This is a genomic window from bacterium (genome assembly GCA_021108215.1).
Lineage (GTDB): Bacteria > Oederibacteriota > JAAXVQ01 > JAAXVQ01 > JAUVAV01 > JAIORK01.
On record JAIORK010000018.1, the window covers coordinates 46695 to 72966 of the forward strand.

At 44.0% G+C, this 26272-nt stretch carries 21 protein-coding genes; 9 read left to right on the top strand and 12 right to left on the bottom strand.

From position 1 onward, the window contains the following. Positions 1-102 precede the first annotated feature (102 nt). Positions 103-318 (top strand): helix-turn-helix domain-containing protein, encoded by a 216-nt coding sequence (locus K8S19_03415; protein ID MCD4812726.1) that lies wholly within the window; start codon positions 103-105, stop codon positions 316-318. Positions 319-332: 14 nt separating this feature from the next. After that, positions 333-548, top strand: coding sequence for a helix-turn-helix domain-containing protein (locus K8S19_03420; protein MCD4812727.1), 216 nt, complete (start codon positions 333-335; stop codon positions 546-548). Between the two features lie 46 nt (positions 549-594). Here the strand turns inward: K8S19_03420 and K8S19_03425 are convergent, their stop codons facing one another. From K8S19_03425 to K8S19_03445, 5 genes are all read right to left on the bottom strand, one after another. Next, a complete protein-coding gene (locus K8S19_03425; GenBank protein MCD4812728.1) occupies positions 595-771 on the bottom strand; it encodes a hypothetical protein in 177 nt (58 codons plus the stop codon). After that, positions 764-2182 (bottom strand): cytidine deaminase, encoded by a 1419-nt coding sequence (locus K8S19_03430; GenBank protein MCD4812729.1) that lies wholly within the window; start codon positions 2180-2182, stop codon positions 764-766. The genes K8S19_03425 and K8S19_03430 overlap by 8 nt, the downstream gene beginning before the upstream one ends. 220 nt (positions 2183-2402) lie before the next feature. Beyond that, positions 2403-3554, bottom strand: coding sequence for an AAA family ATPase (locus tag K8S19_03435; GenBank protein ID MCD4812730.1), 1152 nt, complete (start codon positions 3552-3554; stop codon positions 2403-2405). 159 nt (positions 3555-3713) lie between these two features. After that, complete coding sequence (locus K8S19_03440) at positions 3714-4691, bottom strand: alpha/beta fold hydrolase (GenBank protein MCD4812731.1); 978 nt, start codon at positions 4689-4691, stop codon at positions 3714-3716. Between the two features lie 110 nt (positions 4692-4801). After that, positions 4802-6628 (bottom strand): T9SS type A sorting domain-containing protein, encoded by a 1827-nt coding sequence (locus tag K8S19_03445; protein MCD4812732.1) that lies wholly within the window; start codon positions 6626-6628, stop codon positions 4802-4804. Between the two features lie 538 nt (positions 6629-7166). Between K8S19_03445 and K8S19_03450 the strand changes: the two genes are divergently transcribed. Both K8S19_03450 and K8S19_03455 read left to right on the top strand, forming a co-directional pair. Further along, positions 7167-8291 (top strand): ATP-binding protein, encoded by a 1125-nt coding sequence (locus K8S19_03450; protein MCD4812733.1) that lies wholly within the window; start codon positions 7167-7169, stop codon positions 8289-8291. A 202-nt stretch (positions 8292-8493) separates the two neighbouring features. Next, entirely contained in the window at positions 8494-10380 is a 1887-nt protein-coding gene (locus K8S19_03455) for an ATP-binding cassette domain-containing protein (protein ID MCD4812734.1), read from the top strand. A gap of 51 nt (positions 10381-10431) precedes the next feature. On the opposite strand, the gene K8S19_03460 is transcribed toward K8S19_03455, so the two are convergent. The 3 genes from K8S19_03460 to K8S19_03470 all read right to left on the bottom strand — a co-directional run bounded on the left by K8S19_03460 (position 10432) and on the right by K8S19_03470 (position 14394). Beyond that, positions 10432-12297 carry a T9SS type A sorting domain-containing protein gene (locus K8S19_03460; GenBank protein MCD4812735.1) on the bottom strand — a complete coding sequence of 622 codons (1866 nt, stop codon included), beginning with the start codon at positions 12295-12297 and terminating at the stop codon, positions 10432-10434. A 72-nt stretch (positions 12298-12369) separates the two neighbouring features. Then, entirely contained in the window at positions 12370-13020 is a 651-nt protein-coding gene (locus K8S19_03465) for a hypothetical protein (protein MCD4812736.1), read from the bottom strand. A 150-nt stretch (positions 13021-13170) separates the two neighbouring features. Beyond that, on the bottom strand, positions 13171-14394 hold the full coding sequence (locus K8S19_03470; GenBank protein MCD4812737.1) for a hypothetical protein: 1224 nt from the start codon (positions 14392-14394) through the stop codon (positions 13171-13173). A 48-nt stretch (positions 14395-14442) separates the two neighbouring features. Between K8S19_03470 and K8S19_03475 the strand changes: the two genes are divergently transcribed. Then, positions 14443-15741, top strand: a complete 1299-nt coding sequence (locus tag K8S19_03475; protein MCD4812738.1) for a CapA family protein — start codon at positions 14443-14445, stop codon at positions 15739-15741. A 17-nt stretch (positions 15742-15758) separates the two neighbouring features. Here K8S19_03475 and K8S19_03480 read toward each other — a convergent pair whose 3' ends face one another. The 4 genes from K8S19_03480 to dnaA form a co-directional block, all read right to left on the bottom strand. Next, positions 15759-18164: a hypothetical protein gene (locus K8S19_03480; protein MCD4812739.1), complete on the bottom strand. Its 2406-nt coding sequence runs from the start codon at positions 18162-18164 to the stop codon at positions 15759-15761. A 163-nt stretch (positions 18165-18327) separates the two neighbouring features. Next, positions 18328-20763, bottom strand: a complete 2436-nt coding sequence (gene gyrA / locus K8S19_03485) for a DNA gyrase subunit A (GenBank protein ID MCD4812740.1) — start codon at positions 20761-20763, stop codon at positions 18328-18330. A gap of 36 nt (positions 20764-20799) precedes the next feature. Beyond that, positions 20800-21900, bottom strand: a complete 1101-nt coding sequence (dnaN, locus tag K8S19_03490; GenBank protein ID MCD4812741.1) for a DNA polymerase III subunit beta — start codon at positions 21898-21900, stop codon at positions 20800-20802. A gap of 239 nt (positions 21901-22139) precedes the next feature. Further along, on the bottom strand, positions 22140-23525 hold the full coding sequence (gene dnaA / locus K8S19_03495) for a chromosomal replication initiator protein DnaA (GenBank protein MCD4812742.1): 1386 nt from the start codon (positions 23523-23525) through the stop codon (positions 22140-22142). 339 nt (positions 23526-23864) lie between these two features. On the opposite strand from dnaA, the gene rpmH reads away from it, so the two are divergent. Genes rpmH through yidC form a run of 4 tightly spaced genes read left to right on the top strand, consistent with a single transcriptional unit; the run spans position 23865 to position 26175 of the window. Beyond that, on the top strand, positions 23865-24002 hold the full coding sequence (rpmH, locus tag K8S19_03500) for a 50S ribosomal protein L34 (GenBank protein MCD4812743.1): 138 nt from the start codon (positions 23865-23867) through the stop codon (positions 24000-24002). Between the two features lie 5 nt (positions 24003-24007). Then, positions 24008-24355: a ribonuclease P protein component gene (gene rnpA / locus K8S19_03505; protein ID MCD4812744.1), complete on the top strand. Its 348-nt coding sequence runs from the start codon at positions 24008-24010 to the stop codon at positions 24353-24355. Continuing rightward, positions 24352-24561 (top strand): membrane protein insertion efficiency factor YidD, encoded by a 210-nt coding sequence (gene yidD, locus K8S19_03510; protein MCD4812745.1) that lies wholly within the window; start codon positions 24352-24354, stop codon positions 24559-24561. The genes rnpA and yidD overlap by 4 nt, the downstream gene beginning before the upstream one ends. A 27-nt stretch (positions 24562-24588) precedes the next feature. Beyond that, positions 24589-26175 carry a membrane protein insertase YidC gene (gene yidC / locus K8S19_03515; GenBank protein ID MCD4812746.1) on the top strand — a complete coding sequence of 529 codons (1587 nt, stop codon included), beginning with the start codon at positions 24589-24591 and terminating at the stop codon, positions 26173-26175. Positions 26176-26272 lie beyond the last annotated feature (97 nt).

A 26272-nucleotide genomic window follows, 5' to 3' on the forward strand; every position in this document is an offset into this window, starting at 1 on the left:
TTCCGTGTTATGTTGATAGTGGTTGCGTGACTACTATAGTTTTCTTTATTATAACCACTATAGTTTGTAGATCATAAGTATCATTTTGAGCATACTTTGTCCATGAAAAAAGATCAGATATCCATCAAGTTCGGTGAGAAAGTCCGCAAAGTACGGATCAAGAAAGGTCTGTCTCAAGAGAAATTGGCCGAGCTGGCTGATTTACATCGAAATTACATCGGTATGATAGAGCGTGCAGAGAGAAATGTTACATTGATGAATGCTGCGAAAATTGCGAAAGCACTAAAACTCCGGGTTCGCGATTTAATCGACAAGTGATTTCTACTTTATCCATGAAAAAAGCACCCATCCTCAAAAAATTTGGGGCAAAGCTACGCAAAGAACGCCTCAAACGCGGCTTGTCCCAGGAAAAACTCGCCGAACTGGCGGATGTTCACAGGACGTATGTTGGCATGCTCGAAAGAGCGGAGAAAAATATTACGTTGAAGAATATCGAAAAAATCGCCAAGGCGTTGAAGATGAGCCTATCGCAGTTGGTGAAGCTGTGAAGCAACATCATACCTATTTGGTATCCCCAAAAACCACCACTTCCGTTTAGCTCTTACTTTGCGTTACTTTCCCACTTTTTTTATTAATAAACTCACCTGAACTTGCTGTAGTTGATGTAATCTTTATAGATTGCTTCCATTCTGGCCATTTTTGTACGGTTGTACTATTCGCAGCAGCTACCTTCCAAAACGCTTTATAAGAAACATTTTCTTTTTTATCCATTTCTAAGCCCTCCCTTTATTTCAGCACCAATAGAAATTTCCTTTTCTAAATATGAAAAACCCAATAAAGGAAATCTAAAAATAGCGTCCCGCTCACACCAAGAAATTTTTCTATCAGTTTTTTTTCTTACAACACTAATTCCGTTACTCATCTGCAAAGAAAATAAATCAATAAAACGTCGCGGTCCAACTCCAATAAACGGTTGAAAGACTACCTTTGTTGCCTTTTGTTTATATTTAGTATCAAATGAGATAGCATCGCCATGCAACTCCAAAGCTTTACTTTTTGGATACGGCTCAATAAACACTACTCTTTTTATACCCGAAGCAACAATATGTTTTGCACAGTTATGACAAGGAAAGGTTGTTGAATATAGTGTACCACCACAGGAGCTAACTCCTATTCTAGCACATGCTAATAGTGCTTCCATCTCTGCATGCACTGCTCTTCCATACTCAGTTATATCAAATAATCCTGTCTTTTTCAATTTTAGTTTCGCTTCTTCTGTTTTTGGCATGTTTAATTCTGTAAGTATTTTGTCTGCTATTTTGTTTTGTTCTTCTTTATTAGAATCATATCCTAATTGATAATCTCTTTTGTCATTTTGATCATTTGCCCAATATAGTCCTCCGCCTTTTTTGGGCACATCATTACAGCCTGTAGATATTATTTCACCATTCCCAGAAGTAATTACCGCCCCCACTTGTCTTGAAAGATCACCCGACCTAAATGATGCCGAAAACGCAAGAAACATTGCAAACTCATCTTTCGTTGGAGTAAAATAGGGATATCCGAAAATTAGATCAAAAAATTTTTTAACATCTTCTTTCCAGTTTTTTTTATCGACATCAAAAAAAACATCTGATATATAAAAAGCATCACGAGTATGCTGTCCATAAGCATTCTTCTCTTCTTCATCTCTATTTATAAGTTTTCTTGCGTTTGCATTTGACATGTTTTTTTGGTGTACTAAATATTTTAGTCTTTCAGTTTGTGAACTCGAAAACCCCATAAGAAAAAAACCCTTACCATATACCGTCCTCAGCAATTGAATTTCCTCGGGATGCTTGAGTGATTTAAAAATATAGACTTGGTTTTGTTTTGGCTGTGGAACTTTCCTGATTTCTTGAATCTTAATTATCGAATATCTTGCAAGAATATCAGCTTGTTTTGTTTGTTGACGAATTTCATTACCAGCAGTCATGCTTGTATTAATCCGAGTATATTCTGACGATTTACTAATTTTAGGATTAAACTTCGGAATATTCTGAATAAGCTGGCTTAATTTAATTAAATGTGTTTTATATCCATATTTATTTAAGTAATCCTTGAGTAATGTACATATATAATCCAAGTCCACTCCTACAGGTGCAACTAAGCCAAGAAATATTTCTGAATTATATTTTGTCATATTTTAATCCTCTGCAAGTTATTTGCTATATTTTTAGACTCTGGCAAGCGTATTTTATTGCATTATTTATTTCCCTTTTTCAATTCTTCAACTTAATCTGTCTCCTGACTGGATAGAGTATACTCGGGGCTGGAGCCAGGTTAAAGCCCTCACCCATTCACCCACTGATATTTGTTGCTTGGCGCTGAAATCATTTTCCTACGCCAATATTTTTTGAATACTACATATTTCCTGTTCGGTAATATTCCAACGCTTGTTTCCAGGGCAACACATCGATGTCTCCCGCTTTCTTCCTGCGACTATCTGATAATGACGCAACGACCAGCCTGACTTTTGGAAATTGTTTCTTGAATTGACGGACTGCGGACTGTTGGATCTCACTTTTACCTGATTTTAATTCAATCGCCAAAATGGGTCCCCTGCCGGATGAGACCATGATATCAATTTCCTGATCACGATTACGCCAAAATGAAAACTGGTGCTCCAATCCTGCATAGTTCCGTATTTTTATCAATTCATTGATAAACCACGTTTCATAAATAAAACCAAGTTCTGTTGGTGTTATTGGATCAGAAAGGCGGTTTTGAATCGCCCGTACAACGCCTGTATCAAAGAAATAAAACTTGGGTCGTGCTTTTTTTCTTTCACTGTGATTCCAGGGCCATAGGTAGAATCCAATTAATGTATCCTCAAGAATTTGAAAATACTCTTTGACTGTGCTCATCGGTACGGAACACTCTCGGGATATATTTGCAAATTCTATCACCTGGCCATTGCTTTGTGCTGCAACTGAAAGAAACCGATTAAATGCTCCGGCATTTCGTGTGAGTGCTTCCGCCTGAATTTCTTCACGTATATAAGTCGTGATATAACTTTTTAAATGTTCTTTGACCAGCTTTGTTTTGTTTTCTATTAAGAATCCTGATATTTTGGGCAATGTGCCAAAAGCAAGTGCCTGCTTTATATTAAAATGGCTTTTCATTTCACTGCTGGATAGTGGATGTAATTTCATGTCCAGTGCTCGCCCACCCAGTAAATTGGCACCACCGCGTTTTAATTTACGCGCACTTGATCCGGAGAGGATAAAGCAGTGACCTAGGCTATCAATTGCTTTTTGGACATAATTTAATAGAACCGGCGCTTTCTGAATTTCATCAACAATGATTAATGAACCCTTTGGCAGAGCACTCAGTTCATTCCAGAAATCTTTTGGATTGGTTTTATACTGGAGTTCCAAGTCAGGATCAAGCAGATCAATATACGCATCTGCTTTCAACTTTTTCAATAAAGTTGTTTTGCCTGTCATGCGGGGCCCAAACAGAAATAAAGAAGTTTCTATTTGATCAAGCTTCAATTCCCGGGAAAATAGCATTTTCAACCTCTTTCACAAATAACATCAAGTTGTTATTTGTGAATCAAATATAACATATAGATGTTATTTGTGTAAACGGTTTTTTTAATTGGTGCCGAGTTCAAATGTTCAAATAACGTCACCCGGCCTTCTATTGTCTTCCCAGGACACCCTGCTAGTTTATTCTATCCCCATACCTTTGGGTTCGGGCACCTCGCCCGTGCCGCTATCATGCTCTGTTTGATAATTGAGAAATAGCTCTAGCCTATTACGAACCGGCTCCCGGGTCGTTTGGTACAGTGTCAGCAGATGCCTGTCATGATCCCACTTTCTCAAATCCAAAATCATATCTTCCACCTGTGAGGATGACACATGCTGCTTGATGTAATTGAGATTTTCAAAAGGTGCTGATTTATCCCCTTTTGAGTGGATTAATAAAATCGGTTTTTTAATCAGGGATAATTTGGCTTTAACTTTTTTCATGCCTAGTTTCATGCTGTGTATCTGCTTCATAAAATGCTTTCCTTCAAAGCCGATTCTGTCTGCGCCATCACGATTCTCAGGCACAACCGCTTCCAGCTCATCCACGAACCATGATATAACTCTGGTAAGATACGCCCGCCAATCATGCAGTAACCCGATTTCAAACAGATTATTTAGAAATACCGGCGCAGCGATACAAACCAGCGCTTTTATCTTGTCATTGTCTGCATACGCACTTGCCAGATCCAATGTCAATAACCCTCCCAAAGACAAACCAATAACTGTAATTTCTTCGTATTGCGTCAATAATGTGGTTAATTCATCCTCGCTTTTTTTAAACCACTGTGTGTAATAAGAATTTTTAAACCTGTCTTCTGTTCCTCCGTGACCAGCCAGCAAGGGTACAAAGACATCAAATTCTTTGGAAAAATAATCAGCATAGGCGCGAAAATCATTGGGGGATGATCCAAAACTATGTAAAAAAAGAATCGCTTTACCATGATTGTTCTTGATTGCAATTGGACTTACTTTGGGGGACAACCATTCCTGAACCGGGGTCCCTTCATACCGCTGCGGTTCTTTATATAAAAAAGTTGTTTCATTGATCAGATAATTAAGCCCCAGGATCATCATCAAAGCGATCGCGACGAAACTGATTTTTCGCAAAATCACCATTTGCTCTCCTTCCGAACTCTTTCTGTTCCAAAATCATTGGGCAAACATATCCTGACGACGGGCAAACACATAGGTTTGCCCGTACGATTGACAAATATATATATTTTCCCCTACCTGACAACTACCTTTAGAATTTCTCTCACCTCACCATCAATCATAATCTTAGCGATGTAGAGGCCCGGTGCGACATCGGCGCACTGCCAGATCACAACCTGCCCGTTCCCCGCCAAAAAATTTTCTTTCAAACTGGCAATCCGCTCTCCGGTGATGTTGTACAGATCAATCTGGATAGGTGCGGCTTTTTTGAGGTGCATCAGAAAGCGCACTTCATCTGTCGCCGGGTTGGGATAGGCCAGAGCATTTTTCCAGTTGAGATCCACATCCGCCAAAACATTTTCAATCATGGTGGGTGTCCGGGTCACTGTAATCGTGAAGGTTAGACTGATGGTCACCGTTGGGGTGATGGTTGATGTTGATGTCGCAGACGCAATGACGGTTTCAGTAGCACTCGGTGTTATGGTAGGCGTTGGTGTGATCGTAGAACTGGGTGTCATACTTGCAGTGATCGTGGATGTTGGTGTCCAGGTCAGGGTAGGTGTTGCTGTGGAAACATCTTCTGTTTCATCAGCACCAACATCCCAGCTGCCTGTGCGTGTCTGTCTATCCATATCATCACTAAAGGGCCAATTGGGATCACTACTGAGATCATCACCATTATCCTTAGCCAGTGTATCAAATGGATTCAAGTGAAAGTCTAAATTACCGGGATCATTTTCTTCTACAAAATAAGCTCTGCCGGTTAGAGGATTAAGCCCCGGCGCATCGCCGGCTATATCTGAAACATTGCTGGTAGAACTTGCATCAAAAGATCCTGAATACCCATCTGTACAAAGTTGCGTAATATTATTTTTCGCTATAACAATACCATTCATCTGTTCAACACCAACTTTACAGTCATAGATGGTGTTATTATAAATATAAACATTATAACCACTGTCATTGACAAGTATTCCGCCTCCTGATGTACTGTTGGTAACATTAAAAGCATATATAATATTATTCCAAATATAGCCATTGCCCGATATGTTGGCGTTAAATTCAATACCATAATAATCTCCCATTAAACCATTACCACTACCTTTGATAATACATTGGGTTGCTTTGAAATCACAGGCAACCACACTGGTATCAAAATATAGACCTACCCTGCCTGCTGCACCTGGATTATTCGAAAACAGTTGAAGACCTTCAACTTGAAAATATGCATCCCGCAAAGTAAGCGGTCTGCTACCGGTTACCTCAATGCGATAACCACTTGTTGTCCATTTTCCCTGATGACGCTGGCTAACACCGACTTCACTGGGTAGATAGGGTGTATAAATCTTAATCCGATGTGATGCATCTGAGGTCCAACTCATCCAGGTCGTCGGTGAGGTATCCACGGCATCGTTATAACAAGCAACATAGAAATTTTCATCATTGCTCACCAAATTACGGTTACCAACATCAAAATTCACCAACCCCGCATCAATGCCTGTATTCTCTGTGCCATTCCTTAATAAGGCAAGCGTGATATATGCGCGGAAAATCGACCAATCCTGCGTGGCACCGGCATCACCGGGTATCGCGCCTGCGGCATCCCGCACAGTATATTCTGTATCCGAAGTCCTGCCGTGAATAAACACAATTGCATCCGGCGTGGTATCGCCGGTGGTATCGTATTGGATGACATCTCCCACACCCACATTGTCCGGCACGGCCTGGTTAAAGGTTGCGGTACCCGAGCCAATCGATATGGTATTGCTGTCCGCTGTTCCGGTATCCAACGCGGTTGTATTGCCGGGACCGACGGAACGATAAATAGGTGCAGCGGACAGCAAGGCCGGATGGGCAAGTGCCAGCAAACAGAAAATTATTTTTAGCTTGAACATTCTCATGACAGATCCTTTCTCTTGCATTTGTAAATACGAAGGACATAGTTGACGAGAAAACGTCCACCGCTTCTTTGCCGAATTTTCTCATAGGTATATGCAATTGATTATGCCGTCTGAACAGTGAATATTTCAAGTGGAAAAAGCGGCAAGGCTATTCCCCGCCGAGGCACCCTATTCCATACTGTCCAAACAACGAAATCACAGGACCGCCAAAAAACACGGAAAATCCTTGGGAATATAGTCAAAGACATAAAAGCAAAGAATGCTACAAGCATAAAATGCGTCTCACCACAAAAACAGGCTTTGCGCCCCAAAAAGAGATGATGGTTATCTCTTTATCCCGCTCCGCAGAACACCCCGGGCTTGCCCGGGGATGAATGCGTCATAACGCTTCGCGGGATGTCGCCTGCCAAATTGGAGTACGACGCAAGGTCAAAAGGGGTGCCACGGGCTTGCCCGTGGGGCTCCATGTTGTCTGACTATTTTGCAGTGTACTTTAAAAAAGTCTTGACTAATTTTCAGTTTAATTTAAAATAGTCACATGAAACGGCGACTGGAAAAAGCCATCCTCAAAGATCTCAAATCAAAAATTGTCCTGCTCTCCGGACCGCGGCAGGTGGGCAAAACCACACTAAGCCGCCAGCTTGGTGTGAAATACGATTATCTCAATTTTGATGCCGCTCCGGACAGAAAAATCATTATGCATCAGGAGTGGGATCGTCACGCACCCATTATTATTCTGGATGAAATCCATAAAATGAAAAAATGGAAGTCATGGATCAAGGGCGTGTATGATACGGAAGGAATTCCTCCGGGACTGCTCTTGACCGGCTCTGCCCGAATGGATGTCTATCGAAAAGGCGGCGACTCTTTGGCGGGCAGACATTTTAACTACCGGCTGCTCCCTGTCTCCATAAAAGAGGCCGCTGTATTTATGCCTGCCGAGGAAGCGTTGGAACGCATTATGCAAGTCGGCGGATTTCCTGAGCCGTTTTTAAAAGGCGAGCGTACTTTTTATAAACGCTGGCGTAAGCAGCATCTGGATGTCATCTTGCGGGAAGATTTGATTGATCTGGAAAAAGTGAGAGACATCAAAAGCATTGAACTCATGGTGGATATGTTAAGGGAACGGGTCGGCGCGCCTGTCTCGTATTCATCATTGGCCACGAATCTTCAGGTATCCGTGAATACGGTCAAGCATTGGCTTCAAATATTAAAAAATCTTTATGTTATTTTTCCGGTTCGCCCCTATCACAAAAATATTGCCAGAAGTATTTTAAAAAATTCCAAATACTATTTTTATGATACGGGTGCCGTCATGGGGGGTGACGGGGCCAAACTGGAAAATGCCGTGGCCTGCTCCTTGCTGAGTGAGCTTTATTATCATGAAGAGACAACCGGCGAGCGGACATCGTTGTGCTATCTGCGTGACAAGGAAAAAAGGGAGGTTGATTTTCTCGTCACTGTAGAAAGAAAACCCCGGCAGATGATTGAAGTAAAGTGGGCTGATGACACTTTTTCAAAAAATCTGCTGCATTTTAAACGGAATTTTCATCAGATCGAATGTCTGCAGCTCGTTGGGAAAACAACCAGACGTAAAACAAGGACACATGATATTATTTTGCAACCAGCCGGCGAGTATCTAAAAAACATAACAATTAAATAACCTGAAACAGTGTTTGAACAGCCGGTTCCCTCGATCCCTCAATAAAATCCATCGCCTTTTTTCCACCCAAAAAAGCATACTTGAAGCAAAATCGCGGCAGGTCGCGGCTTGCTGGAAATCATTTCCCGTCTTCATTTTTTTGCGGTTGTCTTTTGGCGCCTATGCTACAGTAGCTGAAACTTTTCAGGAGAAGGGCTGTTTTATGTCTTTAATCAGTTTACGCAATGTCCGGATCGCTTTTGGCGGCCCGCTTATTTTGGAAGATCTTTCGCTGGATATTCACAAGGGTCAGCGTATCTGTATTTTAGGGCGCAATGGCACGGGTAAATCCACCTTGATGAAACTCCTGAGCAAACAGCTCTTGCCGGATTCCGGTGAGATCAACTATGCCGTGGGACTGCAACTGGCCTATCTTGCTCAGGATGTCCCGGAAAACATTATCGGAACTGCTTTTGAGGTGGTTGCAACCGGTGCCGGACCGACCGGTGAACTGCTGGCCGCATATCACCGGGAACTTGCCCATCCGACAAATGATGACTTGCTCCACAAACTACAGCATGACCTTACTGTCCGTGATGGCTGGAAAATCGAGACACTTATTAACCGGGTTCTCGACCAGGTTCAAATTGATCCGGGGGTTATTTTTTCCGGACTTTCCGGGGGGATGCGGCGGCGGGTTTTTCTTGCCCGGACATTGGTCACGGAGCCCGATGTTTTGCTGCTTGACGAACCCACCAACCATCTTGATCTGGAATCCATCACCTGGTTGGAAACTTTTCTCCTGTCCTCCAAACTGACGATTCTTTTTGTAACGCATGACCGCCGGTTGCTCCGGAAGTTGGCAACTCGAATTATTGAGATTGATCGGGCACGGGTTGTCGATTGGATCTGTGACTACCCCACCTTTCTTGAACGTAAGCAAGCGGTTTTAGACAATGAAGAAAAAGAGTGGACCCGGTTTGATAAAAAGCTGGCCCAGGAGGAAGTCTGGATTCGCCAGGGCATCAAAGCCCGGCGTACCCGCAATGAAGGCCGGGTCAGAGCACTTAAAAAAATGCGCGAGGAAAGACGCCAACGGCGCGACCGGATCGGCAAGGTCTCGATGAGTATTAGCGCTGCGGCCAGATCAGGCGATCAGGTCATGCAGGCCAAACGGGTTTCTTTTTCTTATGGCCAAACACCGCTGATCCGGGACTTTTCATTTACCCTGACACGCGGTGATCGTATCGGCATCATCGGTCCCAATGGCTGTGGAAAAACCACGCTTTTAACTTTACTATTAGGCAAATTAGCGCCGCAACAAGGTCACGTGAATCTGGGCTCCCAGGTACTGCCGATTTATTTTGACCAGCTTCGTCAGGGTATCCATCCGGATAAAACGGTCTGGGAAAATATTATACCCTCCGGCGGCGACCGGGTTACGATCAATGGTCACTCCCGCCATATTATTGGTTATCTCCAGGATTTTTTGTTTACCTCCGAACGTGCACGAACCCCGGTCAGGCAACTTTCCGGCGGTGAAAAATACCGGCTGCTGCTGGCCCGCTTATTTACCCAGCCGTCCAACCTGCTCATTTTTGATGAACCGACCAATGATCTGGATACCGAGACGTTGGAATTATTAGAAGATGTTCTTGCTGATTACAAAGGGACGCTGATTGTGGTAAGCCATGATCGTGATTTTTTAAACAATGTTGTGAGCGCAGCCTTGATCTTTGAAAGTGATTTTACCGTGAATGAATATATTGGCGGCTACGATGACTGGAAACAGCAGCTGGCTAAACGGACCGGCGCTGTCTTGCCGGAACCTGCGGTGCAACCACCCAAAACAGCTTCACCGGCTCCCGAAAAAGTGATTAAAAAATTATCGTACAAAGAAACCCAGGCGTTAAACGCACTCCCCGGGCTGATTGATGCTTTGGAAAAAGAGCAGGAAGCGCTGCATCAGCAATTAGCCGATTTTGAGAAGTGCAGGCAACCGGGATTTGTTGCGAATACCGAGTCTCGTCTCAAAACAATTGAAACCGAGCTTGACGAGGCCTACGTGCATTGGGAAGCGCTTGACAGCCGCACACATCCTTCCAAATAACGCGGGTTTAAATTGACCCGGATGCTTTCCCGCAAAAACCCGTGGTTCTTTTCATTTCACAATCGCTATCTTGAGTTTCTGGACTTCCCTGCCATCCATAAACACACGCGCCAAATACACGCCCGGTGCCGCGTCTGCACAGTCCCAGGTCAAGGTCCGGCCCCGGCCTGCCGGATAGTGTTCACGCAAGGATACCACCCGCTCACCAATTAAATTGTACACATGAATCTCCACTTGCGTCTCCTGGGATAAGTGGAAGAGAAACAAAACCTGCTCCTTGGCCGGACTGGGATAGGCCAGCACAGTCTTGCCGCCCAGATCTATGTTCAACAGTGGATTATCCGGCGTCATGGTTATGGTCGATGTTTGGGTCACCGTGGAAGTAGTCGTCACCGTGAAAGTGGTCGTCACCGAAGGGGTGCTTGTCACGACCGGCGTACTGGTATACGTGACGCTAATCGTAGGCGTGTGTGTCACTGTGGCTGAAGGTGTCAATGTCGGCGTCTGTGTCGGTGTTACGGTAAAACTCGGTGTCATGGTGGGTGTCTGCGTCTGCGTGGCTGTAAAGCTCGGTGTCACCGTGGAAGTGGGCGTGGGCGGCTCCACCAACACGTTGATTGCAAACTCCGAGCTGTTGTTATCTGGGTCTGTGGAAATAGCGGTAATCACTTCCCCGCCCACCAAGCCCGAGGGCGTGAAACTCCAGGTGCCACTGCTCGCTGTGGCTGAACCGACATAGGACAAAGCGCCGCCTTGTTCGCCTACTCCCCGGTCGGAAATAAAAACCTCAATCGTGTCCAGAGTCAAATCCGTACCCTGAATCAGCCCGGGATTGGCTGAGGTAATCACCGGCGGGACTTGGCCGTCATTGGCCGTGGGCATGACCATAATCACTTCCGCGCCCGGGCCCGTGGCGGTCAGGGTATTGCCGTAGATGGCATTGTTGGCTGCTGTGTCGGAAATAGCAATATAAGCGCCATAAATAAAATTACCTGCAATACCCGAACTGCCTGACGTGCCTATAAAATTTCCGTTTGCTCCGTCCTCCACTAAAATGTCAATACCGAAATTGTTAGCCGGGGTTCCGTCCGCGTACAAGTTCATCCACACTGCATTAATGGAATTGCCGAAAGAATCAGCGCCTTCGATGCTGATGCCCCTAGTAGTGCCACAAATGAGATTTCGCGACCGAGGCCATGAACTCCCGCCGATCCTGGCCTGTACACTTCCATTTGACAGCCTAATCCCGGAGGTGCTCACCATCGTCGTATCACCGGCGCTGTTCAGGCCGATAATATTGCTCTGTATCCTCAATTGGTAGGTGTAGATGGCGTAAATCGCCAAACCGTTTCCACTGATGACGCAGCCTTCACCGTCTGATCCGAAACGATAGCCAATCCCTGCATAGCTGACCGGAGTCCCGGCGCTTCCATATACACCGATGCCTCTGGAAAAACCCACACCGGTTGTATCATCCCAATCGGTGCCAATGCGGCACTTGATTACTCTCACCGAATAGCCATTAATTTCAATTCCCGCACCTCCCATGGTCGGGGAGGTGCGGATAAACGCGAGATTTTGGACCACCACCGTACCGCCGTTTATAATCAAGGCCGTAAAGCTGGCGCCGTTCGTGTCGATGACGACTTTATCAGTATCTGTCGACTCGCCTAAAAATAAATTACTCCCGGTCACGACCAAGCTGCTTGAAATGGTAATGGCAGTGTAAGTATTACCGAGGTTGAAAGTGATATTGTCCGATCCCGGCGCATCAGCATCCAGGATGGCCTGGCGCAAAGAACCCGCCCCGCTGTCATTGGTATTCGTCACCGTGTAATAGAGCGCCCAGCCGGATAATGCCGTTGTTCCTATCAAAAACATCACGCTAAGTCCTATTTGTAACATACGCTTCACCATGATTATTCCTTCCGGATTCCATTTTTCTTCAACCAACCGGCCTTGCCTTTTCCAAAAAAATGCCGACCGCACTTAATAATAAGTTATATCATCAATATAGACGGTTCCTTGTGTACGAACAATAACTTCAACATACATGATTTCGGAAAGCGTGAGGAACGCCGCAGAGGACAGCGGCCAGGAAATTAACGTCCATTGGTTTGGGGTTGTGGTGGTATACACGCCATCATCGGTAGACTGCACCATAGCAGAACCTTCATTGTTATCCCAAATAAGCAAATTCACCGTGTTACTCCCTGTGGTATCATAAATCCAGGCATAGACTTTGTCGGCATTGGATAAATCGATATTCCCGACTGATTGCGGATTGACCGCCACTGCCCCACCGGCAGCTCCCGGCGGATTTATCTCGAGTCCGCGGGTTCCGGTATGGACAAACGGTAACCCGACAAAAGCCGGAGCAGATGAGGGCATTCCATCCCAAAAATAATCTCCGGGGGTTCCGTTGCTTATTTCAAAATTTTGATAATCAAACGGGGTCGGGGTCGGGGTAAACGTGGGTGTGGTGGGAGGCGGCGTGCCCGGCACGGGTGTGCTGGTCGCTGCAGCTTCCGCTGTAGCCGTAGGGACCGGGTCTTCCGGTTCAGTCGGATTTTCCGGGCAGCTGCTCCCCATCAGAGCGATACTGAAAATTGACAGAAACAGAATAATTTTTTTATTCATGTCCGCCCTCCTGTATTATTTAACTGTGTATGAAGTTGGTATAGAAAGAATAAAGTAGGTGATTAGCAGCGTTAAATATATTCTGCTTTTGCTATTAAAACAAGCCTGAAAATTCGTCCCGATTCATTCCGGCCCTTTTCGATTACAAACTTATTTAATCAGCTCCATTTTATCACGTACTTTATTAATTGATTCCTGGGCTTTGGCATACTTGGGATCAATATCCAGCACCAATTCCCAAGCTTGCAGCGCTGTTTGATAATCACCTTTGGCATAGGCTTTCACACCTTTGCGGTAGATCTCGTTAATGATGCCCTTGTTCTCCCGCTTGGTGCGCTCCCAGGTCTCCATGGCTTCAGCATTGTTGGGATCAATGTTGACAATATCGCGCAACGCGGTCAAGGCACCCATGGTATCGCCTTTGGACTTAGCCATTTCCGCCTTCCGTTTGGCGGTCTTAATCTCCAGTGCCTGCTTCTTCTTGGACTGGTTTAACTTGTACTGGGCATCCCGGTGCTGCGGGTCAAACTCAAGGATCAAATCAAATTCCTTGATCGCCAGTGCATAATCCCCCCGGTTCAATGCCTGCGCCCCGATAAGGTAATGCTTCCGGATTGCGCCACGGATTGATTTTTGCTCTTTGGTTCTACGCTTGGAACGCGGACTGGAAATTTTATAGGAAGCTGCCGCACGCGGTTTGGTAATGGTCTTCTTCTCGTCAGCACTCGGTCGGCGAAGTTGCGATGCTTTGGCCCGAATTTTCATATCCTTAAGTGTTCCCGTATTCGAACTCATATCCAACGGCATGTGTGCCTGCGGTGCTTTACCGCTCGCGGATGTCGCGGAATAAGGTAAGGGCGCCAGATTTCGTTGCGCCCGGGACTGGACGCGCCGCAGACCTTCTTTGGCTTCCGGATATCCGGGAATTAAACGAATGGCATCTTTGTAGGCGGCTGCCGCTTCTAAGGGTTTGTTTTCCCGCTCATACCGTCGGCCGCGTTTGTAATGACCCTTGGTTTCCCGGACCAGCGCATCCAAAGAATATTCGCTGGCTTCCTGAGATTCATTTTTCCGGCGCTGATCCCGCTTGGCCCACGCAAGCGCACGCCGGGCTTTGCTCAACTCCGGATCACGTTCCAGCGCTTTTTCATAAGCATTGATCGCATCGGGATAGCTCTGATCCATATGAAATTTCTTGCCCTGCGAAAAATATTTTTTTGCCGCCTTACGGTCTTCCTCGGTTACCGCAAAGGTCTCCTCATTGCTCAAGGTTTCCCAGTCTTCCTCCTGGGCCGTGACCGTACTGTGTATAAAAAAAGTGCCTGAAAAGACAATTATCAGAAGACTACAAACCAACAAATATCGTTTTTTCATCGCGTACTCCGGATCGTGATCATGCTGTCCTTTGACAGGCTTTCTTACATGAACCGCATTTCAAAGTTTAACACCCCCATTGCAAGGCGTCAATGTTCTATTCATCCCGTCCGGGATGAAGCCTTGCGGAGAGATTACTTTCTGCTTTGGTCGCGCTCCTTTTTGCGATACAATACCGCTATGTTTCGAGCAACCAAAACTTTTTTCATTTCTACCGGTTTTTTACCTGTTCTGCTGCTGCTAAGCCATTGCGCTTCTGTCAGTCCCAAAATCGAATCGCAATTTTCTTTGCCGATCCGAATCAAAATTGTGCGCTCCCAGACTATCTCGGTCCCCTGCCGGCATGTAACCATGATTGCCGGCGGAGATGTCCTGCCCGGCTGTTTTCTTGATCCCTATCTCAAGAAATCGGGATATGCTTATCCCTATGAAAAAATTGCCCCTCTTTTTAAGGCTGCTCAAATTGGGCTGGTCAATCTGGAATGTCCTCTGTCTAACCGTGGAAAACGGTATACCCCAAAAAAATTCACCTTTCGCGCGAATCCACAAAATGCCCCGGCCTTGCGTGATGCGGGTATTAATGCCGTCTGCTTGGGAAACAATCATATTATGGATTATGGTGCAGAGGCGCTGGAAGATACGCTGGCTGCCTTGGATGCTGCCGGCGTCGCCTATGCCGGTGCAGGTAAAACTCTGGCTGACGCGCGCAGACCGGCCATACTTACCTTGGCCAATCAGGTTCGGGTCGCTATTTTATCCTATTCCCTGACCTATCCCGCTGACTTCTGGGCATCGACCTCCCGCCCGGGAACTGCTTTTGCCCGTCTTCCGCAGGTTGCGAAGGATGTCCGGCTGGCTGCACATGCGGCAGATTGGGTGGTGGTCTGTTTTCACTGGGGGGGTGAGCTAAAACATTTTCCAAAAAGTTATCAGAAACAATTTGGCAGAGCTGCGATTGATGCCGGTGCCCATGTGGTTGTCGGCTCGCATCCCCATGTCCTGCAAGGTGTGGAGTGGTATCAACAGGGCTTGATTCTTTATTCCCTCGGCAACCTGGCCTTTGGCGGCGGACGCAGTAAGCGCGCGGTGGAAAGTGCCTTGATTAAAGTGGAAATGGATTTAGACTGCGGACGCCTTGCGGCATGGGCAATGCCTTTAAATGTGAACAATACCGCCACCGCTTTTATCCCCACGCCGCTACCCGGTAAGCAAGGAACAAAAATTTTCAATGCATTGCAGGAATACTCGAAAAAATGGGGAACCCGCGTTGAAGTGGATGCTTCCGGTTGGGGTCAATTACTCCCGCCGTTGCCCGAACCCGGGCCTATTGAAAAAACAATCGAGTAATACCGTTCACAGCAGCATCAGGTGTTCTCGTCAATACTTTCAATATCACTCAACAACTTATTTAAATCTTCGTCACCACCCGGTATTGAGGGTTCCGGAGCTGTTCCCGCCGTCTCAGCGGCAGGCTCCGCCGCCGGCTGAGAATCAAATTCATCCAATTTCCCCATAAACGAGGTTAAATCATACGGTGACTCTTCCGAGACTTCCTCCGTCTCCGGGGCGTTTGTGCCGCCGGTTTCTTCCGAATCGGGCTTAACCTCATGCTGATGATTTACAAACATCGTTGCATCCGCAGGTTCTGCGGGTGTTTCTTCCGCCATAAGCCCTTCCGTCTTTTTAAAAGATACAATAATTTCGTTGCCCTGATCCGGCAACCCCCGGTGTTCAATACTGCCGTCATGTGCATCCAGTATCTTTTTTATTATTGAAAAACGCAAACCGGTTCCGGAAATATCCAAACCCGCTTCAGAATCGCTCCCGTGGAAAATCCCAAACACCTGCTCGCTTTGTGCGTCGCTCAAAGATGTGCCGCCGTCACGAATCTTGACCACCATATCGCTTAGAGTCTCCAGTGCGGTTATTTGAATCTCACCGCCAACCGCAGTAATCTTGATGGCATGTTGCACCAGATTGATGAATACCTGGCCCAGGCGATCGCTATCGATCATAACCTGAGGAAGCGGTGACTGAATTTCCTGAATAATTTTAATCTGTTTGGTGTCTGCCTGCGGCTGGCTATTAAGCACCACATCCTGGAGCATGGAAACCAGATCCGTCTTGGAGGGATATAGCTGAGTCACACCACTCTCCATATGTGAGATGTCCAGCAAATCCGTAATCTGTCTTTCCAAACGTGCGCTTTTATTAATGACCACACCCAAAAACTCCTGTTGGGCATCTGTAATTTTTCCATCTTCCGAAGACAAGATTGAGGAAATATAATTTTTAATCACAGTCAACGTGGCCTTGAAGTCCTCAGACATACTGATAATTGCGTCAATACGCAGTGCGCCATCTGCTCTAATTTTTTCCAATAAGCCGTCTATTTGTGATGTGTCCGAGCCTGCCGAAGACACCTCGGCTTCCCCGGCCTGTTCACCGGCTGCGCTCAATTCTTGGTTGTGCTGCTGGAGCGATTCGATCTGCTGGCTGTAATCCTGATTCACCACCATGGTCTGATCGTATTGCTGGCGTAGTTCGTCCAGTTCAGAGCGTGCCTGCATCAGGGCCTGATTGATACGCTCTATTTCGGCCGTATCAGCGGTGTCTGTTTCCGGGGTTGGCGCGTGTACCGGTTGACCGGTCAACCGTTCAATCAGGTCATTGATCTGATCCGTTAATTTTTCCCATTCACCTTTTCCCGGAGAATCCACCGGTGTAAGCTGGCTGCCGGGCTCAAGAATTTCCATAAGTTGACGATTAATTTTCTTCGCACCTGCTGCTGCTGTTCCGCTCACCAGGGACATGAAAAAAAGCCCCAGCAACGCGATTAAACCCAATCCACCCAAAACAACCGGATCGCGAAACATAGATTCATTGGCAAAATTCGGGCCTACCACCCGATCCAATCCCGGCACTTCTAATAAAGTAACCGCATACACCTTTGGAATCACTGTAGGCAGATATGTCATCAAATAGCGGTTCTTTTTCCAATCCGCCTTAAGATAACCGGCGCTTGGCTTGCGCATCATATTCTTCATCGCCTTGGGTTCTTGCTTGAGCAGCTCGCCCAGCGTCTGAGGAAATTCAGCTCTCGGCCCGGGCGTCAGACGGCGCCCGCCCTCAGTGGTAAGCAGTACCGTAAAACCGTTTTTACCAACCAACTTACGCAAAACATTCAAACCAAGTGAAATTTCTACTTGTAAAACGCCCAAATAAGCTCCGCTCCCGTTTAAACACGGCGTTGTAATCTGCAAAACAGAAAAGGTCTTGTCTTTTGAAAGAATGCGAATCGCGGTCACTCTTTGTTTGGAAGCTTCTTGATAGGCGGGTGTCGGCGCGATTGATGTCGGCGGTTTTTCTTTGCCGGTCCAGGCCAACACCTTTCCGTTTTGATCGGTAATCAACGAGGCGTGCCAGCTTTTCTGCTTCAGCGCGGTTTGCTTAAAAATCTGTTTTTTCCGGCTGCGATCTCCCGGTCGGGTGTGCGGTCTGCGAAAACCCCGTGTATCCGCGATTTTTTCCAGCCCGGTACGATGGCGGTTAACCATGACATTAAAGCGTTCCACAGTCTGACGGCCGCTTTGTATCACCAAAGTGCCTTTCTCTTCCTCAAAGCGCTGCAATTCCATATGATTAAGACGGTCTTGCAGCATTTGAACTGACTGGACCTTCATCTGATCCCAATAGTGAAACAAGACCACGGTGCCTGAAAGCGCAAGCATCAACACCAGGCTGGAACCAAACCACGCCCTAAATTTCATGTTGCACGCTCCCCGGGCAAACCGTTGCCGATTTGCCCTGCTTCGTTGTTTTTTTTGTCCCCGCCTTATGCGGTTTCGAACAGATCAAAAAAGCTGCGCGGATCATCCTGTACTGCGTCATCCTGTGAGTGGTGTCAGCGACATGACTTCCACCCAACAACGTCTATGCTTCTTCTTTAATCGCAATTCTCGCCACAGCACTGACGTAATCATTTTGAGACATTTTGATGACACGCACACCCTGGGCATTGCGCCCCACCATGTTAATATGCTTTAACGGGGTGCGAATCAATGTTCCGTTGGAGGCAATCATCATCAATTCATCCTGATCGGAAACCGACATGATGGTCACCACCTGTCCATTTCGTTCTGTGGTCTTGATGTTGATCATACCCTGCCCGCCGCGACTCTGCGCGCGATAAGCATTTTGTTTTGTTCTTTTTCCAAAACCCTTGGTGGTCACCGTCAACAAACTTTGTTTTTCTGTTACGATCTGCATTCCCACCAAAATGTCCTTGGGTTTAAGCGAGATGCCGCGGACACCTTTACCCGTTCGTCCGATTTCACGAATCTTCGAAACATTAAACCGGATGGCTTTACCCAGACGGGTTGCCAGCACCACATCATTTTCATCTGATGTTTCTAAAACCTGAATAAGATTATCGCCTTCCGTGAGGGTTAGTGCAATGATTCCGCCGGCGCGTGGATTGGCGTACGCCGTAAGCCGGGTTTTTTTAATCAAGCCTTTTTCCGTCGCCATAACCAAAAAGCGATCTTCGCTGAACTCTTTTACCGGGATCATGGCCTCCACGGATTCTCCCTGTTGAAGGCGGACCAAATTAATAATCGCTTTGCCCCGCGAAGCACGCGCTGCTTCGGGAATTTCATAAACCTTAAGCCAATAGACCCTGCCTTGGTTCGTGAAAAATAAAATGTAATGGTGTGTGGATGCCACAAAAAGGTGCTCCACAAAATCGCCGTCTTTAGAACCCATGCCCATGACACCGCGTCCACCCCGCCGTTGGGCGCGGTAGGTTGATACCGGCAGTCGTTTAATATAGCCCTTGTGGGATATGGTGATAACCATATCCTCTTCTTCAATCAGGTCCTCCACCGAGAAATCCTGGAGTGCGCCAATTATTTCTGTGCGCCGATCATCACCATATTTTTTCTTAATTTCTGCAAGCTCTTCTACGACAATCCCGAGAACCCTTTTAATACTGGCAAGAATCGAGCGCAACCGTTCGATGGTTTTGAGGAGCTCGAGATATTCATCCTCTATTTTTTTGCTTTCCAGACTGGTCAGCTGATGAAGCCGCATATCTAAAATCGCCTGTGCCTGAACATCCGACAATTTAAAATTATGAATCAACGCTTCTTTGGCAATCGGAACCGTCGCGGAAGCGCGGATAATTTTAATTACCTTATCCAAAAATTTAAGCGCAATTTTCAGACCTTCCAAAATATGAGCGCGGCGCTCTGCTTTATCAAGTTCAAACCGGGTACGCCGAAAAATAACTTCTTTGCGGTGCTCAATAAAATGCTCTAATATTTCTTTTAAATTTAAATGCTGCGGACGACGATTCACCAGCGCAACGGTATTGACGCCAAAACTTGTACGTAATGAAGTATATTTAAAAAGATTGTTCAATACGATCTGGGAATTATCATTTCGCCCGACTTCAATAACAATCCGAATGCCGTCGCGGTCAGACTCATCACGCAGATCTGTAATACCATCTATTTTCTTACTTCGCACCAGGTTAGCAATATTTTCAATTAACATGGATTTATTTACCTGGTAAGGCAGTTCGGTGACAATTAAACGCTCCTTGCCGTTTTTCAACTGTTCAACCTTGACCTTGGCTTGCATTTTGATTGATCCCCGGCCGGTTTTAAAAGCACTTATAATTCCGTCACGTCCCAGGATATAGGCACCGGTCGGAAAATCCGGACCAAAAATATGTTTTTTAACCAACTGCTCAATTTTTATTTCCGGATCTTCAATGACGGCAATAATCGCATCAATCACTTCTCTCAAATTGTGCGGCGGAATATTTGTGGCCATGCCAACAGCGATGCCGGTGGTGCCATTGACGAGCAATGCGGGGATTTTTACCGGCAGCAAACCGGGTTCGGTCAACGAGTCATCATAGTTGGGTACAAAAGGAACCGTATCTTTATCAATATCCGCCAACATTTCCCCGGCAATTGATGCCAAGCGGGCTTCCGTATACCGCATGGCAGCTGCCGGATCTCCATCAACCGATCCAAAATTACCCTGCCCATCCACCAGCATATAACGCATATTAAAATTCTGTGCCATGCGTACCAAAGATTCATAAATTGCAGAATCGCCATGCGGATGGTAATTACCCATCACTTCACCAACGATCTTGGCGGATTTACGATAGGGCTTGCTGTGATGCAGTCCCATGTCATACATCCCGTACAAAATACGGCGATGAACAGGTTTAAGCCCATCACGGACATCCGGGAGCGCACGACCGACAATAACGCTCATGGAATAATCGAGATAAGAATTTTTCATTTCTTCTTCGATCAATATTGGATACTGCTTTTGACCTTCGTTCTCCATAGAAAAAAACTCCTATTAAAACAAATTCATTTTTATTTAAATACGCATGGGCATCACAACACAAAGATAACCCGCATCACTTTTTTCCGGTTTAAATATTCCCGGATTTAAACTGGTGGAAAGCTCCATACAACATTTTCCATCATCCAAATTTTTTAAAACATCTAAAACATATTTTGCATTAAATGCAACCGAAAGATTTTCACCCTGATAATCAATATCCATTTCTTCCTGAGCTTCCCCCACCTCAGGTGTATTGGCGGTAATCAATAGTTTATTATTACTAATTGTATATTTAACCGAACTGGATTTATCAGATGCCATCAAGGATACACGCCTGGTTGCTGCAAGCAATTCAGCTGTTTGACTTATAATATTTTTATCGGACTCTTTTGGAATAACTTGATTGTAATTTGGAAATTGTCCATCAATTAAACGCGACATCAAAACAACTTCTTTATCAGAAAAAATAATTTGATTATCATTTAATTGAATATTAATTTCACCTTCATCATCCATAATTTTACTTAATTCCTGCAGTGCTTTGGCTGGAACAATATAATTAAATTTTTGTGTCGGTGGTTTTTCCAGTTTTTCTTCTATAATGGCAAGACGGTGGCCGTCTGTGGATACCATGAGCATTTTATCCTTATCCACCATAAATAAAACACCATTTAAAACATAACGGGTTTCATCTGTGGAAACTGAAAAAATGGTTTTTCTTATTTTGGCATGTAACTCTTTTTTTGAAAGATTAAATCCTTTTTCAGTTTTAACTTTTGGCAATACAGGGTAATCATCTTTGGGCAGACCATTTAATTTAAAAAGTGATTTATCACATGAAAGAGTTATCATGGAATTATCACTGACTGACAAAGTCACATCACTATCAGGTAATTCTCTTACAATTTCCGATAACCGTTTGGCAGGTATGGTAATACTTCCGGGTGATGTTATTTGAGCACTTATTTGACATTTAATGGAAACTTCAAGGTCTGTTGTTGTAAGTAGTAGTGTGTTTTCATCTGCTTCAAAAAGAATATTGGAAAGGATGGGTAGGGTGTTCCGACTTGAAACGGCGTTGAGGACGGTTTGAACACCGTGAGAAAGATCTGTGCGTTTACATATGAATTTCATACTATAACCTCCTATTAGATAAGTAAGTAGTACTAGTAATAGAGCCTGTTAATTTGTTAGTAACTCTAAAAAGCATTATGAAAAAAACATAAAGCTTAAGAAAAAAATGTTTAAAAAAAAAAATAACCCAGGTAGAAATCAACACTATTAACAAAAAACACATAAAAAGAAAATAATTAACAAATAAAAAAAATTATTAACATAAATATCCAAGTATTCAACAAAAAATTATAAAATTATTAACTGCTATTGTCTTTTAATTGTGTCATTAACCGGTTAACTAAATTGCGAAGTTTCTCATCACTGACAAGTTTATCCTTAATTTTATCAAAACCATAAATAACAGTGGTATGGTCTTTGCCACCGAAAAAGCGGCCTATTTCAGGTAAAGAAAAATCAGTCATTTCTCTGGCAAGATACATCGCAATCTGTCGTGGATAAACAATGGTTGCGGTCCTTTTTTTAGCTTTAAGATCGGAAACTTTTAAATTAAATTCCTTGGCAACGTTTTCGGTAATGCGTTCAATTGTTATTGGACGATAATCATCTGAAAAAAGATCGCGTAAAACCTCTTTGGTTAAATCAAGGGAGATGTCACTTTTGGTTAAAGAAGAATAAGCCATAACCCGAATGAGCGATCCTTCTAATTCCCGGATATTGGATTTAACCTGATTGGCAATATACGCCAACACATCGTTGGGAATAAATACTTTTTCAGATGCAGCTTTTTTGCTTAAAATAGCGACCCGGGTTTCAAAATCGGGTAATTGGATATCGGAAACCAACCCCCACTCAAAACGTGAACGGAGCCTTTCTTCCAGTTTTATTTCCTTGGGATGAGAATCAGAGGTGGCGACAATCTGTTTATGAACATTATAAAGATCATTAAACGTATGAAAAAATTCTTCCTGCGTACTTTCTTTGCCAACCAAAAATTGAATATCATCAATCAACAAAACATCCACCGTTCTGAATTTGTCACGAAAATCCCGCATTTTTCCGGATCCGATTGAAGAAATCATTTCATTCATAAAGGTTTCAGAAGAAACATAGAGGACGCGTTTTTCGGAATTGGACTGTTTTATATAATTGCCAATAGCCTGCAGGAGGTGGGTTTTTCCCAGACCCACGCCGCCATAAATAAAAAGAGGATTATAAGATTTTGCGGGAGATTCGGCAACGGCCATGGAAGCGGCCTGGGCAAAACGGTTGCTGTTTCCAACAACAAAACTGTCAAAGGTATATTTTGTATTAAGCGGTGTACCCAAATTTGCAATATTTTGTGTTTCATGAGCATGGAAATAAGCAGAAGGATTCATTTGCGAGGAAGTTGCCTCGGAAGAGATGGCAGTGGATTGTTGTTGCGCTTGTAATTCAGTAGAAATATTGAATAAGACAGAAACATCCTGTTGCGCTATCTTGGAAGTAATTTCTTTGAGTAATGAAAGATAATGTTCATTGAGCCAATCACAAAAAAAACGGGAAGGAACTTCAATCACGAGTTTGTTTTCAGAAAAAAGAATGGCTCGTGTTGGTGTGAACCATGTTTCAAAACTTTGTTTATTTAAATTATTTTCAAGCTCGGATAAAACGCTTGACCACAATTCATCTGCCGAAAATGACATACAAAACCTCATGAAAAAATAAAAAATTTAATATGTGAAAGAAGATAGCATAAATACGAGATTATGGGAATACAAAAAAAAGTATTCCACAAAATTATTAACAATTGTGGAAAACCGCAAAAACAATTAAAAACTAAAGGTAAAAATGAATAACAAGAGGTAAGACTGGAGATATATGCTTGAAAAATCAATAAAAAAACGGAAAATAGTTTTTAGACTGTGGAAAAAAAAAATTGCGGTATATATTAATAATGTAGCCCCATTAAACTTGACAATAAAATAATGATTCAGTAATATGCCACATTGTAGAATTGTCTCAATAAAAGAAAGGAAATCATAATGTCGAAAAGAACGTTTCAGCCGAACAATGATAAAAAGAAAAAGGATTCCGGGTTCCGGGGAAGAATGAAGACCAAACCCGGCCAAAAGACGATCAACGCAAGAAGAAAAAAGGGAAGAAAGCGAGTGAGTGCATAAGGTGAATGCCTAAAGAAGCTTCTTTTTCAAAAGTCGAACGTATAACAACCAAGAAAGAATATCAGGCTGTTTTTGAGAAGGGACGAAGAATTAACGGACCCTTTATGAAAATCCTTTGTTCTTCGGGAGAAAAAGATAGAAAAATAGGCATTATTATCAGCCGGCGCATTAAGGGTTCGGTAAAGAGAGCTCGCTACAAACGGCTTTTACGCGAGGCCTATCGCAGAAATAAAAATATGATTCCATTTGATATGAAAATTGTTGTCGTGGTTTTTAAAGATATCCGGGATGATAATTATGCGTGTGTGACGCAAGCGTTGTTGGCGATGATTAAAAGAGCAGGCGTAGAATGAAAAAAATAGTCATAGGTCTGCTGGGAATTTATAAAAAATATTTTTCACCGATTTTACCACTCGGCTGTCGCTTCACACCAACGTGTTCAGAATATATGATGATCGCGGTAGAAAAATACGGTGTCATTAAGGGCATGACGCTTGGAACTAAAAGACTATTAAGATGCAATCCGTTTTTTAAGGGCGGCTATGATCCGGTTCCTTAAAGAACAGGATTACCATTGGAGATAATTATGGACAGAAAATTTGTTATATTTATTGTGATTTCGATTGGAATAATTGCGTTTTCTAACTATTTTATGATGAAAAATACTAAAAACCGTATAAAAAGCGCACAAATTGAATCAACCAAAGTGGTTAAAACGCCACAGGAAACGCGAAGAGATATTGTTGAAATCGCGCCTAAAGTAGAAAAAAGAGAAGAAAAAAGTATAGAAATACTTAAAAAAGAGGAATTAAACACAAAATATGTTCAAATAAGCGCTGTTTCAATGGGTGGTAGAATTTCTAACATTAGAATTGAGCGTCAAAAAAATAAAAAAGAGGTATCGGAACTAATTACCCAGCTTGACGAGCGCAATCATTTTGCAATGCGTGCAAAAGTAAATGGTACAGACCTGGAATTAGATCAAAAGAGTTGGGATATTAGGAAATCGGGGAGTACTCTGATTTTTTCCATTCAGCCGGCAGAGGGACTGCTTATGGAAAAGCGGCTGCAATGGGATGGTGATGCCTATACCGGCACAATGATTTTTTCTATTCAAAACAATACCGGCTATATGATTGATGTTGAGGAGATTGCTCTATTGTGGGGACCTGGCAAGACAATTGGCAAGGGACGCTATAACATACGGCAAGCAGTTGCGTTTAACGATGGCAAGATAACACGCATTAAACCTAAGAAAAAAGCGGAAGTTATTCCGGTTGAACTGAAAAATGGATGGATCGGCATGAGCGACCAATATTTTTGTGCGCTCTTTTATGGTGATCCAGGTACATTTAAAAACGCAGTGGTTAATCGCCGGGAGGATCAGTCGATTATCATGAGCGTTTTTTTACCAGAGAAAAAAATAGCACCGCAGGCAAAGACGGAGTATGTCGTCAAAGTCTATTTTGGGCCGCAAAACTATCAAGACATGAAAGCCGTGGGTTACCAAATTAATAAGATTGTCAATTTTGGTATGTTTACTTTTTTGAGTGTACCGATGTATTATCTGCTGAAATTTTTCTTCAAACTAACCAGTAATTACGGGTTGGCAATTATTCTATTAACCCTGCTTATCCGTATTATTCTGTGGTGGCCTACTCAGAAAAGCTATACCTCCATGAAAAAAATGCAGACATCAATGAATTCAATGCAACCTCGCGTAAAGACCTTAAAGGAAATTTATCGCGATAATCCTTCAAAGCTGAACGAAGAAACAATGAAACTGTATAAGGAGTACAAAATTAATCCAATGGGCGGATGTCTGCCAATGCTGCTGCAGATGCCGGTCTTTTTTGCATTGTTTGCTACATTGTCATCTGCCGTGGAATTGAAAGGTGCTGAATTTTTCTGGGTATGGACCGATCTTTCGGCAAAGGATCCGGTTTATATTCTTCCAATTCTGATGGGTCTTTCAATGTTTATACAGCAAAAAATATCAACACCGCCGGCGGCAACGCCTGAATCCGCCGCGCAACAAAAAATGATGCTTTATATGATGCCGGCCATGCTGACATTTTTCTCATTTATTTGGCCGTCCGGATTGCTGTTGTACTGGGTTATTTCAAATATCCTGTCAATTGGGCAGCAAGCATTTATTAATCGCAAGACGTAAAATTTATTTGAGCTTATCAGGACAAAAATACCACAGGCTGCGACGTGTCCCGGTGATATATTATTCATCAGGTTGGGGCAGCCTGCCCGGAGTACTG